Source organism: Paracoccus sp. (in: a-proteobacteria) (genome assembly GCF_047973135.1).
In the GTDB taxonomy this organism is placed as follows: Bacteria; Pseudomonadota; Alphaproteobacteria; order Rhodobacterales; family Rhodobacteraceae; genus Paracoccus.
This window is the reverse complement of sequence record NZ_JBKEBL010000095.1, coordinates 24,877-38,092: the sequence shown is the minus strand read 5'-3', so window position 1 is coordinate 38,092 and position 13,216 is coordinate 24,877. Positions and strand designations below refer to the sequence as shown.

The 13,216-nt window shown below is 63.4% G+C and carries 16 protein-coding genes; 6 read left to right on the top strand and 10 right to left on the bottom strand.

Features of this window, described 5'->3' with window-relative positions; genetic code table 11:
• The first annotated feature begins 88 nt into the window (after positions 1–88).
• Entirely contained in the window at positions 89–1,003 is a 915-nt protein-coding gene (locus ACK5L9_RS07840) for an AfsR/SARP family transcriptional regulator (protein WP_416910913.1), read from the top strand.
• Here ACK5L9_RS07840 and ACK5L9_RS07835 read toward each other — a convergent pair.
• The 3 genes from ACK5L9_RS07835 to ACK5L9_RS07825 all read right to left on the bottom strand — a co-directional run bounded on the left by ACK5L9_RS07835 (position 975) and on the right by ACK5L9_RS07825 (position 3,012).
• A complete protein-coding gene (locus tag ACK5L9_RS07835) occupies positions 975–1,313 on the bottom strand; it encodes a DUF6525 family protein (protein ID WP_416910912.1) in 339 nt (112 codons plus the stop codon). The genes ACK5L9_RS07840 and ACK5L9_RS07835 overlap by 29 nt on opposite strands.
• Positions 1,313–1,990, bottom strand: a complete 678-nt coding sequence (locus ACK5L9_RS07830; protein WP_416910911.1) for a DUF1826 domain-containing protein — start codon at positions 1,988–1,990, stop codon at positions 1,313–1,315. Before ACK5L9_RS07830 ends, ACK5L9_RS07835 begins: the two co-directional genes overlap by 1 nt.
• An 89-nt stretch (positions 1,991–2,079) precedes the next feature.
• Positions 2,080–3,012: a 3-keto-5-aminohexanoate cleavage protein gene (locus tag ACK5L9_RS07825; RefSeq protein WP_416910910.1), complete on the bottom strand. Its 933-nt coding sequence runs from the start codon at positions 3,010–3,012 to the stop codon at positions 2,080–2,082.
• A gap of 241 nt (positions 3,013–3,253) precedes the next feature.
• On the opposite strand from ACK5L9_RS07825, the gene ACK5L9_RS07820 reads away from it, so the two are divergent.
• Together ACK5L9_RS07820 and ACK5L9_RS07815 are read left to right on the top strand one after the other, a co-directional pair.
• Positions 3,254–3,766, top strand: a complete 513-nt coding sequence (locus ACK5L9_RS07820; RefSeq protein WP_416910909.1) for a MarR family winged helix-turn-helix transcriptional regulator — start codon at positions 3,254–3,256, stop codon at positions 3,764–3,766.
• A 71-nt stretch (positions 3,767–3,837) separates the two neighbouring features.
• Positions 3,838–4,983: an acyl-CoA dehydrogenase family protein gene (locus ACK5L9_RS07815; protein WP_416910908.1), complete on the top strand. Its 1,146-nt coding sequence runs from the start codon at positions 3,838–3,840 to the stop codon at positions 4,981–4,983.
• Positions 4,984–5,013: 30 nt separating this feature from the next.
• Here the strand turns inward: ACK5L9_RS07815 and parA are convergent, their stop codons facing one another.
• Together parA and ACK5L9_RS07805 are read right to left on the bottom strand one after the other, a co-directional pair.
• A complete protein-coding gene (gene parA / locus ACK5L9_RS07810) occupies positions 5,014–5,649 on the bottom strand; it encodes a ParA family partition ATPase (RefSeq protein ID WP_416910907.1) in 636 nt (211 codons plus the stop codon).
• An 82-nt stretch (positions 5,650–5,731) separates the two neighbouring features.
• On the bottom strand, positions 5,732–6,055 hold the full coding sequence (locus ACK5L9_RS07805; protein ID WP_416910906.1) for a putative quinol monooxygenase: 324 nt from the start codon (positions 6,053–6,055) through the stop codon (positions 5,732–5,734).
• A gap of 133 nt (positions 6,056–6,188) precedes the next feature.
• On the opposite strand from ACK5L9_RS07805, the gene ACK5L9_RS07800 reads away from it, so the two are divergent.
• Positions 6,189–7,238, top strand: coding sequence for a dipeptidase (locus ACK5L9_RS07800; protein ID WP_416910905.1), 1,050 nt, complete (start codon positions 6,189–6,191; stop codon positions 7,236–7,238).
• A gap of 161 nt (positions 7,239–7,399) precedes the next feature.
• On the top strand, positions 7,400–8,521 hold the full coding sequence (gene ispG / locus ACK5L9_RS07795) for a flavodoxin-dependent (E)-4-hydroxy-3-methylbut-2-enyl-diphosphate synthase (RefSeq protein ID WP_416910904.1): 1,122 nt from the start codon (positions 7,400–7,402) through the stop codon (positions 8,519–8,521).
• A 106-nt stretch (positions 8,522–8,627) separates the two neighbouring features.
• Here ispG and ACK5L9_RS07790 read toward each other — a convergent pair whose 3' ends face one another.
• Both ACK5L9_RS07790 and ACK5L9_RS07785 read right to left on the bottom strand, forming a co-directional pair.
• Positions 8,628–9,560, bottom strand: a complete 933-nt coding sequence (locus tag ACK5L9_RS07790; RefSeq protein ID WP_416910903.1) for a calcium-binding protein — start codon at positions 9,558–9,560, stop codon at positions 8,628–8,630.
• Between the two features lie 145 nt (positions 9,561–9,705).
• The gene (locus tag ACK5L9_RS07785) at positions 9,706–10,218 is read right to left on the bottom strand and encodes a CAP domain-containing protein (RefSeq protein ID WP_416910902.1); all 513 of its coding nucleotides are present in this window, start codon (positions 10,216–10,218) and stop codon (positions 9,706–9,708) included.
• A 222-nt stretch (positions 10,219–10,440) separates the two neighbouring features.
• On the opposite strand from ACK5L9_RS07785, the gene ACK5L9_RS07780 reads away from it, so the two are divergent.
• On the top strand, positions 10,441–11,091 hold the full coding sequence (locus ACK5L9_RS07780) for a L,D-transpeptidase (RefSeq protein ID WP_416910901.1): 651 nt from the start codon (positions 10,441–10,443) through the stop codon (positions 11,089–11,091).
• 27 nt (positions 11,092–11,118) lie between these two features.
• Here ACK5L9_RS07780 and ACK5L9_RS07775 read toward each other — a convergent pair whose 3' ends face one another.
• From ACK5L9_RS07775 to proC, 3 genes are read right to left on the bottom strand one after another with little or no spacing between them, the layout of a single operon-like run.
• On the bottom strand, positions 11,119–12,066 hold the full coding sequence (locus ACK5L9_RS07775) for a 2-hydroxyacid dehydrogenase (RefSeq protein ID WP_416910900.1): 948 nt from the start codon (positions 12,064–12,066) through the stop codon (positions 11,119–11,121).
• On the bottom strand, positions 12,066–12,398 hold the full coding sequence (locus tag ACK5L9_RS07770) for a tRNA-binding protein (RefSeq protein ID WP_416910899.1): 333 nt from the start codon (positions 12,396–12,398) through the stop codon (positions 12,066–12,068). Before ACK5L9_RS07770 ends, ACK5L9_RS07775 begins: the two co-directional genes overlap by 1 nt.
• On the bottom strand, positions 12,395–13,210 hold the full coding sequence (proC, locus tag ACK5L9_RS07765; RefSeq protein ID WP_416910898.1) for a pyrroline-5-carboxylate reductase: 816 nt from the start codon (positions 13,208–13,210) through the stop codon (positions 12,395–12,397). The genes ACK5L9_RS07770 and proC overlap by 4 nt, the downstream gene beginning before the upstream one ends.
• Positions 13,211–13,216 lie beyond the last annotated feature (6 nt).

Here is a 13,216-nt window from a genome sequence, read left to right as displayed (position 1 = left end):
TGAAAGAATCGGTTCAGATGGGCATTATTCCCCAAAACAAACTGCAAAAATTCGTAAAAGTTGATCGGGTTTACCCGATGGGGGAGCGATGATTACGATTGTTCTGTTGGGCCAGTTCTCGGTAACTGGCCATGCCGGGCGCGTGGCCGATCTGTATACCAGACGCAGCACCGAGCTTTTCGCCTTTCTTGTGCTGGAGGCGGGCCGGACCTTTCATCGCGCGCGTCTGGCCGAACAATTCTGGGCGCATCTGCCCGAACCTCGCGGGCGAAAGGCACTGAACACCGAATTGTGGCGCATCGCGGCGGCGCTGAAGGCCATCGGGGTAGATGTGGGCGCGGCCTTGATCCGCCGCCAGAACCAGGTCGGCTATGTCCGCCAGCCCGATCACCGGATCGATGTCGATGCCATGAGCCGCGCGACCGAAGTGGTGTCTTCGACCGATCCCGCCACCGTCGATGCCACGCAATTGCGGATCGTCGAGGATGCGGTCGATTGCTATCGCGGTGATCTGCTGGAGGCGGTCTATTCCGACTGGTGCCTGCTCTGGCGCGAATCGTTGCGGGCCGATCATTCCGACGCGCTGGAATTTCTGTTGAACGTGGCCATGGCGCGGCAGGACTGGGCGGCGGGGCTGCGCCACGGGCGCGCCCTGCTGGCGCTGGATCCGCTGCTGGAACATGTGCATCGCGCGGTGATGCGCTGCCATTATCACGCCGGAAACCGCCCGCTTGCGCTGCGCCAATACGCCGCCTGCGAACAGATCCTGCGCGAAGAACTTGGCGTCGCCCCGATGGATGAGACCCGGCGCATCCAAGAGACATTGCTTTCAGTCACGCCGCGCCCGTCCAGGGCCGTGCAGCAGCGCGTGGCCGAGGCACCCAGGCGGCTGGATGGTGGTCGGCGCAGCCCGGCGCAAAAGGTCGATATGGCGCTGGCCAATATCAACTCGGCGCGCGGCTGGCTTGAAGATGTCAGCCGCGATCTGCGCAGCGACAGATAGACGCGCGGGACCAGGCCGCCCGGTCGGGCAGCGGATAGGCTTCGCCCCAGATCCGGCGGGCATCCTCTCGCAGGCGATTCTGTTCGATCCGGCCAAGCTGACGCTGCGCCCCGGCGGTGTCGCCCCCGCTGGCGCGCAACGCTTTGCGCCACAACCGCAGGACCGATTGCGCCGACCATGGCAACGCCGCCTGCGCCAGCCATTGCCGCAATTCCGGAGGCAGCCGGTCATAAGCGGTCATCGGGCAGCCCTTGCGCCGCCGCTGCCTCAGCGTGCTGCGAAGATTCCCGCGCAGATCGTACCCGGCCATCAATCTGTCTCGGCAAGGTCGATGACCAGCAGCAGGCGGGTTTCGCCGCTGCCCTCGATCGGAGGCGAACGGTGCACAAGGCCGCATTCTTCAGAGCCGGGCCACAGGCGTCCCCGGAACAAAGCGGCCCAGCCGGTCTGCATGCGCCGGACCTGCAACGGAACGCCATCAATCCCGCCCTCGGCAAGGCCGTATTCTGTCCCCTGCCCGCGATAGGTGCATAACAGACGCGCCGGGACATAATCCTGATGGAACTTGCGGCAGGCATTTCCGCTGACGACGTCCAGCCGCAGATGCAACGAGCGATTTTGCATGATCCGGGCGAAATGCGAGGCCAGCAGGCCGGTATCCCGCACCAGAAATTCGCGCACCGCGCCCATGGGCAGACCGGCCCTCGCGCAGGCCTGATCGACAACCTGCCCGGCATCCCCGGCATCAATCGCGCCGCGCAGGGTCGGCAGTTTTCCGGCGGGCAAGGCGTCAATCCAGGACTGGACCTGCGGGGCGGTGTCGCGCTGCCAGATCGCCGCCGCGCAGCCGGGCGCGCGGATCTGGTCCAGCGCCCCGGCCAAGCGGCCCTCGATCACCGTGACCGCCTGCCCCCCGGCATATGGCAGCGGAACAATGGCGGGGCTGGTCAGCAGGGCGTCGGGCAGGGGCGGATCACTTGCAGGCATTTGGGGCTCCATAATACGTTATACCATAACATATTGTGCCGTTCAGCCGACCGCAAGTCACCCGGCCCCGGACCCGGACCGCCCAGAACTCAGAACGCGACCTTGTCCGCGCCCTTCAGCGCCAGCATCGCGCGCGCCTCGTCTGGTGTGGCGGTTTCGATCGACAATTCGTTCAGAATGCGGATGATCTTTCTCACCTGATCGGCATTCGAGGCGGCCAGCTCTCCCTTGGCGATATAGATCGAATCCTCCAGCCCGACGCGCACATGCCCGCCATTCAGCGCGTTCATCGTGGCAAAGGGCATCTGACGCCGCCCGGCCCCCAGACACGAGAACAGGAAATCGCCGCCAAACAGCCGTTGCGCCGTGTCACGCATATGCGCCAGATGCGCGGGATCGGCGGGCAGACCACCCAGAATGCCGAACACGCCCTGAATGAAGAAGGGCGGTTTGACCAGCCCCCGGTCGGCGAAATGCGCAAGATTGTAAAGATGCCCGATCTCGTAACATTCGAACTCGAATCTGGTGCCATTGGCCGACAATTCGGTCATGCCGCGTTCGATCTGGGCAAAGGTGTTCGACAGGATGAAATCCTTCGTCATTTCAAGATAGGGCTTTTCCCACGGATGCCGGAACTGGTCGATCCTGTCCGCCGCGCCCGAGATGTTGAAATTCAGTGACCCCATGTTCATCGACGCGATCTCGGGCCGGGCCCACAGCGCCGCCGCAAGCCGCTGATCCAGCGTCATCCCCAGCCCGCCGCCCGTCGTGATGTTCACCACCGCATCGCATTCCTGCCTGATCTGCGGCAGGAACATGCGGAAATGCGCCGGATCCTGACTGGGCGAGCCGTCCTCGGGTTTGCGCGCATGCAGATGCAGGATCGCCGCGCCTGCCCTGGCTGCGGCGACTGCCTCGGTGCCGATGGATTCGGGCGTGACCGGCAGATGGGGCGACATGGTCGGCGTGTGGATCGAACCGGTGATCGCGCAGCTGACGATGACCTTGTTGGTTTTCCGCATCTGAACCTCCTGCATCGGAACAAAAATAATAATATTAGCGTATGGTATGCATTATAACCATATCTGTAAAGCGACAAGGACCGGTTGCCCACGCATTCCGGGCATAAGGGCGGGCCGGTTTTTGCGCACACATATTGTCAGCGTATTGAACGAAAGCATATACTGCATTGCTATGACAGTACGATAGCTGATAAACTGAATTGCTACTGTATTCTGCGTTGCAGAAACTCTGGAGACAAGAATGAACGATACAAGATCGTGGGATCTGCGGCTTGGGTACCTGATACATGATGTGTCCCGCCTGCGCCGGGTCGGGTTCGACCGGGAATTGTCGCCGCTTGGCATCACCCGCTCGCAATGGTGGGTTCTGGCCTTTATTTCGCGCAATAACGGCTTGCAGCAGACACAACTTGCCAATGAGCTGGATGTCGGCAAGGTCGCGCTGGGGTCGCTGATCGACAGGCTTGAGAATGCCGGTTTCGTGGAACGTCACCCCGACAAGACGGACCGTCGCGTCAAGCGGGTGTTCCTGACCGAAAAGGCCAGCGGCCTGATCGACGACATTGGGCGCATCAGCGAGGAATTTAACGGTCGCATCCTTCAAGGCATTCCGCGCGAGGATCTGGAACTGACCTCGCGGACGCTGTTCGCCATGAAGCAGAACCTGATTGCGCTGACCAACGACGAGGACGGTGCCCCGCGCGCGGAAGGGCTGGTCGGCAAAACCGCCGAACCGCGTATTTCGGCGTTGTGAATTAAGTAAACTAGCGTATGATAATCCAGCGAAGCGGGGCCTGCCGCCCCGCCTGCCCCGAAGGAGATCACATGCTAGTCAACCGTGCCATTTATGACGACGAACACGCGCATCTGCGCGACAGTTTGCGCCGCTTTGCCGCCGACCGGATCGCCCCGCATTTCGACGCATGGGAGGCCGCCGGAATGGTGGATCGCGCGCTGTGGGCAAGCATGGGCGAGGCGGGCATCCTCTGCCCGACGGTGCCCGAGGAATATGGCGGCCTTGGCGCAGATTTCCGCATGCATACGGTGGTGGCCGAGGAACTGGCCTATAGCGGTTTCATGGGACCGGCCGCAGATCTGTCGGTCCATTCGGATGTCTGCCTTGGTTATCTGCTGAAACATGGCACGCCCGAACAAAAAAAACGCTGGCTGCCGGGCATGGCGGACGGGTCGCTTGTCTGCGCCATCGCCATGACCGAGCCGGGAACGGGATCGGATTTGCAGGGCGTGCGCACCAGGGCGCGGCGCGACGGCGATGACTGGGTGATCGACGGGGCCAAGACCTTTATCTCGAACGGGCAGCATGCGGATATTGTGATTGCGGTGGTCCGCACCGGCGAGGGACGCGGCAGCCGGGCCATGTCGCTGGTGGTGATCGAATCCGCGCGCGAGGGCTTTCGCCGGGGGCGCAATCTGGACAAGCTGGGGCAGATCAGCGCCGACACGTCGGAACTGTTCTTCGATGCGGTCCGCGTGCCAGTGGCCAACACGCTTGGCGCGGAAGGGCAGGCGATGGCCATGCTGATGAGCGAGTTGCCGCAGGAACGGCTGATCATTGGCGTGACCTCGATTTCCGCCGCGCAGAAGGCATATGACATCACCCTCGATTATGTGCGCGAAAGACAAGCCTTTGGCCGCGCGGTAGCCGAATTTCAGACCACTGGCCACCGGCTGGCGGAACTGAAGACGGAACTGACCGTCGGCTGGGCCTTTGTCGATCAGTGCATCTCGCGCCATGTCGCGGGCGGGCTGTCCACCTATGAGGCCTCAATGGCGAAGCTGTGGTGTTCGGAAATGCAGGGGCGCGTGGTCGATGCCTGCGTGCAGTTGCATGGCGGCTATGGCTTCATGCGCGAATACGAGATCTGCCGCCTTTACGCCGACGCGCGGGTTCAGCGGATCTATGGCGGCACGTCCGAGATCATGAAGGAGCTGATTTCGCGTGCGCTGTAGACGGTTGCGGGCGGGACGGTGCGGGATGCGTCAGCCCATCGCCGACAGAACCTCGTCGGCCAGCGCCGTGACCTCGGTATGCGCGGGGCCGCTGCGGGCATGTTCCACCGCGCCAAGGCCCTGCCCCAGCGTCTCGGCATAGGCGACACGGTTGGCGATCCGGGTTTCGGCCACGGTCGCGCCCAGTTCGGCGGCCTTGTCGGCCACTTCGGCGGCCAGCCTGGTGTTGGGGCGCACGCGGTTCAGTACGACCAGCACCGGGGCCTTTTCACGCCGCGCCAGATCCAGCACCCCCTCGGTCGCCCAAAGATCGACATGACTGGTCGCCACCGGCACCAGCACCAGATCGGCCACGCGCAACGCCGGACGCAGATCGCTGTCGATCTTGGGCGGCGTGTCGATGATCACGAAATCAAAGCGTTTCTTCAGCTTTTCCGATTCGTAGCTGGCCCCCCAGGCCGATGAGGTGGAAAAATCCAGCGCCTCATCCTCGCCATGGGTCTGTATCCGTTCGATGAACCACCGCCCCATGCTGCCCTGCGGATCCGTGTCGACCAGCGCGACCGAATGGCCCCGCTGGTGCAGGCTGACGGCCAGATTCACCGCCAGCGTGGTCTTGCCCGATCCGCCCTTCTGCTGGGCAACCGTGATGATCCTGCCCGCCATCGCCGCTCCTTAATTCACAAAGATTTACGTAAGGTTAGCCGCCCCTTCCGACGATTGCACGGGCTTATTTGCACCTGCGGCATCAATCGCGAAAGACAGATTGCAATTCGTACATCACGGGTTCAAAGCTTTTGCACATGCCTTGAATTTCGCGGTTGCGGCGGCGCATCTCGTCGGTGCGCAACATCGCCTGATAGTCGCGGCGGTCGCGCCATTGCGAATAGGTGGCGATCCGGGTCTGGGCGTCGTTCAGGTGAATCGCCCCCGAGACGAACCCGGCCTGCCGGCGGATGACCTGTTCCCAGGCGTCGGTCAGCAGTTCCAGCACGTCATGGGCGCTGCCGGGGTTTACCTCGAAGGTGCAGATGACGGTCTGTCCGTCGAAATCGGAACGGATATCGGGCATGGCTGGCCTTTCTCTGGCTGTCGCTGTCACTCAGCCTAGACCGATTTTTCAGTTGTTCAAGACGTGACGCTTGCCATTGCCGCCGCGCGCCGCAGGGTGCATCCTTTGGCAGAAGCGAATGAAGGAGCCTGCCATGATCCCGGTTTTCGATGGCCATAACGATTTCCTGCAACGTGTCGTCGCCGCAGGCGACAGGGGCGCGCGCGTCTGGTTGCAGGGCGACGATACCGGCCATCTGGACCTGCCGCGCATGCGGGCTGGCGGCATGGTTGGCGGGTTTTTCGCGATCTGGGTGCCCTCGCCTTCCGGCCCCAATGATGCCGAGGCGATCCGGGTGATGCAGAACCCGCCCTTCGATCTGCCCCTGCCCGGGGAAATCCCCTATCAGACCGCTCTGGCCCATGCCTTTCAGCAGGCCGCCGCGCTGAAATCGCTGGAGCGGACGGGAACGCTGGACATCGTCACCGACGCGGGGGGACTGCGGCGAACCATCGCCGAAGGCCGCGTCGCCGCGATCATGCACATGGAAGGGGCCGAGGCGATCCGCGACATGGACGGGCTGCATCTGTGGCACGCGGCGGGGCTGCGCTCGCTTGGGCCGGTCTGGTCGCGTCCGACCCGTTATGCCGAGGGTGTGCCCTTCGCCTTTCCCGCCGGTCCCGATATCGGCGAGGGGCTGACCGATGCGGGCAAGGCGCTGGTTCGCGAATGCAACGCGCTAAAGATCATGCTGGATCTGTCGCATCTGAACGAGGCCGGGTTCGACGACATTGCCGCGCTTTCCGACGCGCCGCTGGTCGCCAGCCACAGTTGCGTGCATGACATTTGCCCAAATGCCCGCAACCTGACAGACCGGCAATTGCGGGTCATCGCAGAAAGCGGCGGGCTGGTCGGGCTGAACTATGCCTCAAGCTTCCTGCGCGAGGATGGCAAGCGCCTGCCTCTGGAAAGTCTGGACACCATGCTGCGCCATCTGGATCATCTGCTGACGATTCTGGGCGAGGATGGCGTGGCGCTTGGGTCCGATTTCGATGGCGCGCTGATGCCGCGCGATCTGCCCGATGCCGCCGCCCTGCCCGCGCTGACAGGGGCGATGACCGATCACGGCTTTGGCGGCGACCTGATCCGCAAAATTGCCTGCGAAAACTGGATCAACCTGCTGGCACGGACCTGGGGCGGCTAAGCAGATATTCGCGGCTTTGCCCACGAATATCTGCTTAGGCTTCTTTGATTTTGCAGGATTTTTATCCGAAAACCGGTGGCCACTTTTCGGAAATACTGCTTAGGCCGCCTTGCCGCGCCGGGGACGATGGATTATCTGAAAGGCGAAATCCGGAGGCCCGCATGTCGCTGAACCCGATCCGTCCCTGGCGCAATATCGAACGGCGCAAATCCCGTCAGATCATGGTCGGCAATGTCCCTGTCGGGGGCGATGCGCCAATCAGCGTGCAGACCATGACGAATACCGACGGCCACGACGTGCGCGCCACGCTGGATCAGGTGATCCGCGCCGCCGATGCCGGTGCTGACATCGTCCGCATCTCGGCCCCCGATCAGGAAACCACGCGGGCGCTGCGCGAAATCTGCCGCGAAAGCCCGGTGCCGGTCGTGGCGGATATTCATTTCCACTATAAACGCGCGATCGAGGCCGCCGAGGCGGGTGCCGCCTGCCTGCGCATCAATCCCGGCAATATCGGATCGCCCGACCGCGTGCGCGAGGTGATCCGGGCGGCGAAGGATCACGGCTGTTCGATCCGCATCGGCGTGAATGCCGGGTCGCTGGAAAAACACCTGCTGGAAAAATACGGCGAACCCTGCCCCGATGCCATGGTCGAAAGCGGTCTGGACCATATCAGGATATTGCAGGACAACGATTTTCACGACTTCAAGATCAGCGTGAAAGCCAGCGACGTCTTTCTTGCCGCCGCCGCCTATCAGCAACTGGCCGAGGCAACCGACGCCCCGATCCACCTGGGCATCACCGAGGCGGGCGGATTTGTTGGCGGCACGGTGAAATCGGCCATCGGGCTGGGAAATCTGCTATGGGCGGGCATTGGCGACACGATCCGGGTCAGCCTTTCCGCCGATCCGGTCGAAGAGGTCAAGGTCGGCTTCGAGATTCTGAAATCTCTGGGGCTGCGGACGCGGGGCGTTCAGATCATTTCCTGCCCGTCCTGCGCACGGCAGGGCTTTGACGTGATCCGGACGGTCGAGGCGCTGGAAAAGCGGCTGGAACATATCAAGACCCCCATGAGCCTGTCGATCATCGGTTGCGTGGTCAACGGACCGGGCGAGGCGCTGATGACCGATATCGGCTTTACCGGTGGCGGCGCGGGCAGTGGCATGGTCTATCTGGCCGGCAAGCAAAGCCACAAGATGACGAATGAACAGATGATCGACCACATCGTGCAACTGGTCGAGGAACGCGCCGCGCAGCTTGAGGTCAGCCAGATCAAGGATTCCTGACCCCTTGCGATACCCCGATGCCGCACCAGGGTCGCCAGACCAGTGAGGACATTACATCCCGTAATCCGGTTGCCGCAGGGCCGGTGAACCGGCCCGCTTTTGCCCCCTAAAGGATCAGATCGCCCAATTCGACGGGCGCGGCATGGGCGATCCGTACCGACAGGTCAGCGCGCCCGTCGCCATCGGAATCGACCCAAAGGACGCCGTCGCGATAGCTGATCTCGGTCCCTTCACCGGAAAACCGGTCGCCGCCGATAAAGCGGGCATTGTCATCCAGCATCGCCGAAAGGTCGATCCGGTCGGCCCCCTTGCCGAAATCGCGGACCACGTCCCGGTGCTGCCCGATGCGCGAACTGCCGGGGGTAAAGACAAAGACGTCGTCGCCATTGCCTCCGATCAGAATGTCCGACCCGCGCCCTCCGTCCAGCCAGTCGCGGCCCCCGTTTCCCGCCAGCCGGTCATTGCCATGATTGCCCGACAGGCGGTCCGCGCCCGCGCCGCCGAACAGCTTGTCCATATCCGCCCCGCCCCGCAGGACGTCACGACCGGCCTTGCCGAACACGGTATCCGCGCCGTCAAACCCGTTAAAGCAATCCGCCTGACCTGACAGCCATGCGCTGTCATCCTCGTCCAGCAGATTGCGCAGAACCTGATCGCGCGCGCCGGTAAATGCCTTGACGATATTGCTTTCCGTCAGGCCCGACCAGCCACCGATCACCACCGGATCCGGATCAGTGACGGGCGGAAAATAGCCGCCATAGGAGACCGGCTCGTCGATCTTTGTCCCGCCCGCCAAATATGTCGTGCCCGGATCCGTCAGGCGGACAACGGGCGTTCCTTCGCTGTCAAGAAAAGTGATGGCGCTGATCTTGTCATCAGTGCTGAACCGCTGAAATTCGCCGCCAAGCACCATGCTGCCTGCCGGACCGTCAAAGCGAACCTCGCTGCCATCGGCCAGCGCAAGACGCAGCAGGTCAGAGGGTTCCGGCAGATAGAGCCGTGCAAAGGAAAATACCGAGCTTGCGTTGATCTTGACCATCTGTCGTCCCGCATGTCCTGACGCGACCGCCGCGCCGCTATCCGTTCCATAGCAGCGCCGACGCCGGGGGCAAGCCCGCGCCGTCGGGCCTCGCCTTTCCGGCCCTTTACCGCCTGCCTGACGGGGCAGGCCCTTGATGACCGGCTCAGGTGCCGGTCATCAGGGTCCACCAGATCTTGCCGCCGGGTTCCTGATACCAGGCGATGCCCAGACTGGCCGCCGCCGGATCCATGATCACGTCACGGGTGTCACGCTCGTTCATCCAGGCATTCAGGGTCTGGATGTCGTTTTCATAGGTTTCCGAGATATTCTCGCCGACCAGACGCCCGAAATAGCCCTGACGGCTTGCCCGCTGCATCGGCGAGGAACCGTCCGATCCCCAGTGCCATGCCCGGTTCTGCGCCGACATGTCGCGCGACTGGGCCAGCGCGGCTGCGGCCAGCGGCTGGCTCAGCATCAGGGGCGGTGCCCCCACATTCGCGCGCAGCATGTTGATTTGCTGCAACACCCGAACCGGAATTTCGGCGGCCTCTTTTTCCGAAATCGTATAGGCAACGGGCAGCGGCTGGCCGTCCGGACCTAGTTGCGGTGCGGTCCGGGGCTGGCAGGCGGCCAGCGCAATCAGCGAAATCGTCGCGATTACCTTGAATTTTGTCATATTTTGGCGTCCCTCGCGTGGTCTTGTTCACAGGTCTATCGAATGCCGTCAGTGCCTTCAAAAGCAAGAATTCGTGAACCTGAACGGATCGGAACCATCGGGTTTATGACGGCAGTTTGAATTGATCGGCGATCCGTCTGCGCATATACGATGGCAACAAAAACAGCCAGAGCAGTTCAGGTCGCCAGAAGAATGCGGCCGCGTACCAAAGGACATGTACGAATGACCAAATCCCGTGATCTGACCCGCCGGGGCTTTCTGGGTTCCGCCGCCGCATTGGGGGTCGCCGGTCTGGCGCTGCCCGCTTTTGCGCAACAGATCGACCCCTATACCGGCCAGCCCGTCTATGGCACGACGGGCGGGGCGACGCCGGATGCCGGCATGGTGCAATACGACCCGCAAGCCAACCAGCGGCACAATATCTCCAGCTTCCGTGAACAGGAATGGCAGCCCTATTTCGACAGCCTGACCAACGGCGCGATTCTTTGCGACATAACCTCGCGCGCGGTGCATTACTGGTCCGAGGATAACAGCACCTATCGCTGCTATCCCTCGTCGATCCCGGTCAGCGACGATCTGACCCGCCGGGGCCGGACCGAGGTGATCCGCAAGGTCGAGGGTCCGACCTGGTCGCCCACGCCCGAAATGAAGCAACGCAACCCCGAATGGCCGGATTTCGTGCCCGCCGGGCCGGACAATCCGCTTGGCACCCATGCGCTGTATCTGTCCTGGCAATATTACCGCATCCATGGCACCCATGACACGCGCAAGATCGGGCGCAAATCGTCGAATGGCTGTATCGGGCTGTATAACGAACATATCAAGGAACTGTTCAGTTACGCCAAGGTCGGCACGCAGGTTCTGCTGATCTGAGGCGGACGGGGGCGGGTTCGCCCTGCGTCAGTTCACCAGATCGCGGGGGGCCAGCCCCGCGACGAAATCATTCAGGTTGTCCAGCGCCCGCAGCGCCATTGCTGTCCGCACCTCATCGGTGGCGGTGCCCAGATGCGGCAGCAGGGTGGTGTTCGGCGCGTCGATCAGCGTTTGCGGAACCAGCGGTTCCCGCTCATAGACATCCAGTCCCGCCCCCGCGATCCGGCCATCGCGCAGTGCGTCGGTCAGCGCGGCCTCGTCCACAACGTCGCCGCGCGCGATGTTGATCAGGAAGGATTGCGGCCCGAGCCTGTCCAGTTCGGCCCGCCCGATCATGTGCCTCGTGGCAACCCCACCCGGAACGGCGATCACGGCCACATCGCAGGCCTTCAGCATCTGCGCCAGTCCGGGCATCTGCCGCGCCGGAAAATCCAGCCCGGTCACGGCCGAGCGGCTATGAAACACCACCGTCATCCCGAAGCCCAGATGACAGCGCCGGGCAATGGCCTGACCGATCCGGCCCATGCCGACGATCCCGACCGTCCGCCCCGAAACCTGCGCCCCCAGCAATTGCGTCGGATTCCAGCCGGTCCACCGCCCCGCCCGCAGCAGCCGTTCCCCCTCGGAGGCGCGGCGCAGTGTCATCAGGATCAGCGTCAGCGCGACATCCGCAGTTGCATCGGTCACGACATCGGGCGTGTTGCTGACGGCCACACCCACCGCCCGCGCCGCCGCGATGTCGATATGATTGTACCCGGCCCCGAAATTCGCCAGCATCCGGCAGCGCGGATCACCCTGAAACGCCCCGGCGGAAAAGGCATCCCCCAATGTCGGCACGATGACGTCGTAATCGCGCATCGCAGCCGCCGCCCCGGCCTCGGTCAGCGGGGTATTGTCGCGAAAAACCGTGTCGAACCGCGCCTGCAACGCGCGGGTTGCGGTTTCGGTCATCGGGCGGGTCACAAGCAGTTTCATCAATACAGCCTCACCCCGTTCTCTACATCCAGATCGGGACGGATCAGCACCACCTCGCCCGCGTCGTCAGGCACGCCCAGCACCAGTACTTCGGACATGAAGGGGCCAATCTGGCGCGGCGGAAAATTCACCACGCAAAGCACCTGCTTGCCGACCAGCGCGTCCGGCGCATAATGCCGGGTAATCTGGGCCGAGGATTTCCGTTGCCCCAGCTTGCCCAGATCCAGCCACAGCCTGATCGCCGGCTTGCGGGCCTCGGGGAAAGGTTCGGCGCGGGTGATGGTGGCGACGCGGATATCGACCTTGAGGAAATCGTCGAAACTGATCGTCATGTGCCAGCCTTTCCCAGTTCCCGCCCGCGTTCGGTCGCCGCCGCCACCGTGCGTTCCATCAGCGGCGCAAGGCCGGTTGCCGGATCCATCAGCACCGCCAGCCCCGCCGCCGTCGTTCCACCGGGCGAGGTGACGTTCTGGCGCAGCACTGCCGGATCCTCGTCGGCATGGACGGCCAGCGCGCCCGCCCCGGCCACCGTTGCCCGCGCCAGTTCCAGCGACAGCGCGGGCGACAGGCCCTGCGCCTCGCCCGCCCGCGCCAACGCCTCGATCATGTGAAAGACATAGGCCGGTCCACTGCCCGAAAGCCCGGTCACGGCATCCATCTGATCCTCGCTGTCCAGCCTGACCACGCGGCCCACGGCTGCCATCAATTGCTCAGCCAGATCCAGATGCTGCGCCGTCGTCGCAGAATTGCCGATCATCGCGGAAATACCCTTGCCGATGGCCGCTGGCGTGTTGGGCATCACCCGCACCACCGGCGCGCCGGGGAAAGCCGTTTCGAATGTGGCAATGGTCGTGCCCGCCGCGACCGAGATCACCAGCGTATCCCGCAGCACCGGCAGATGCCCCAGTGCCTCGGCCATCATCTGCGGCTTGACGGCCAGAACCAGCACAGCGGGCGATTTCGGCAGGGGAGTGTTCAGCCGCAGCCCCTTGCCCTGCCATTCCTTCGCGGGTTGCGGATCCAGAACTGTGGTCGCGCCGGGCTTCAGCCCCCGCACCAGCCAGCCCTTCAGCATCGCGCCGCCCATCCGGCCGCAACCGACCAGTACCAGACCGCGCGTGTTGATCGCGCCGAAATCCGTCATCCGCTC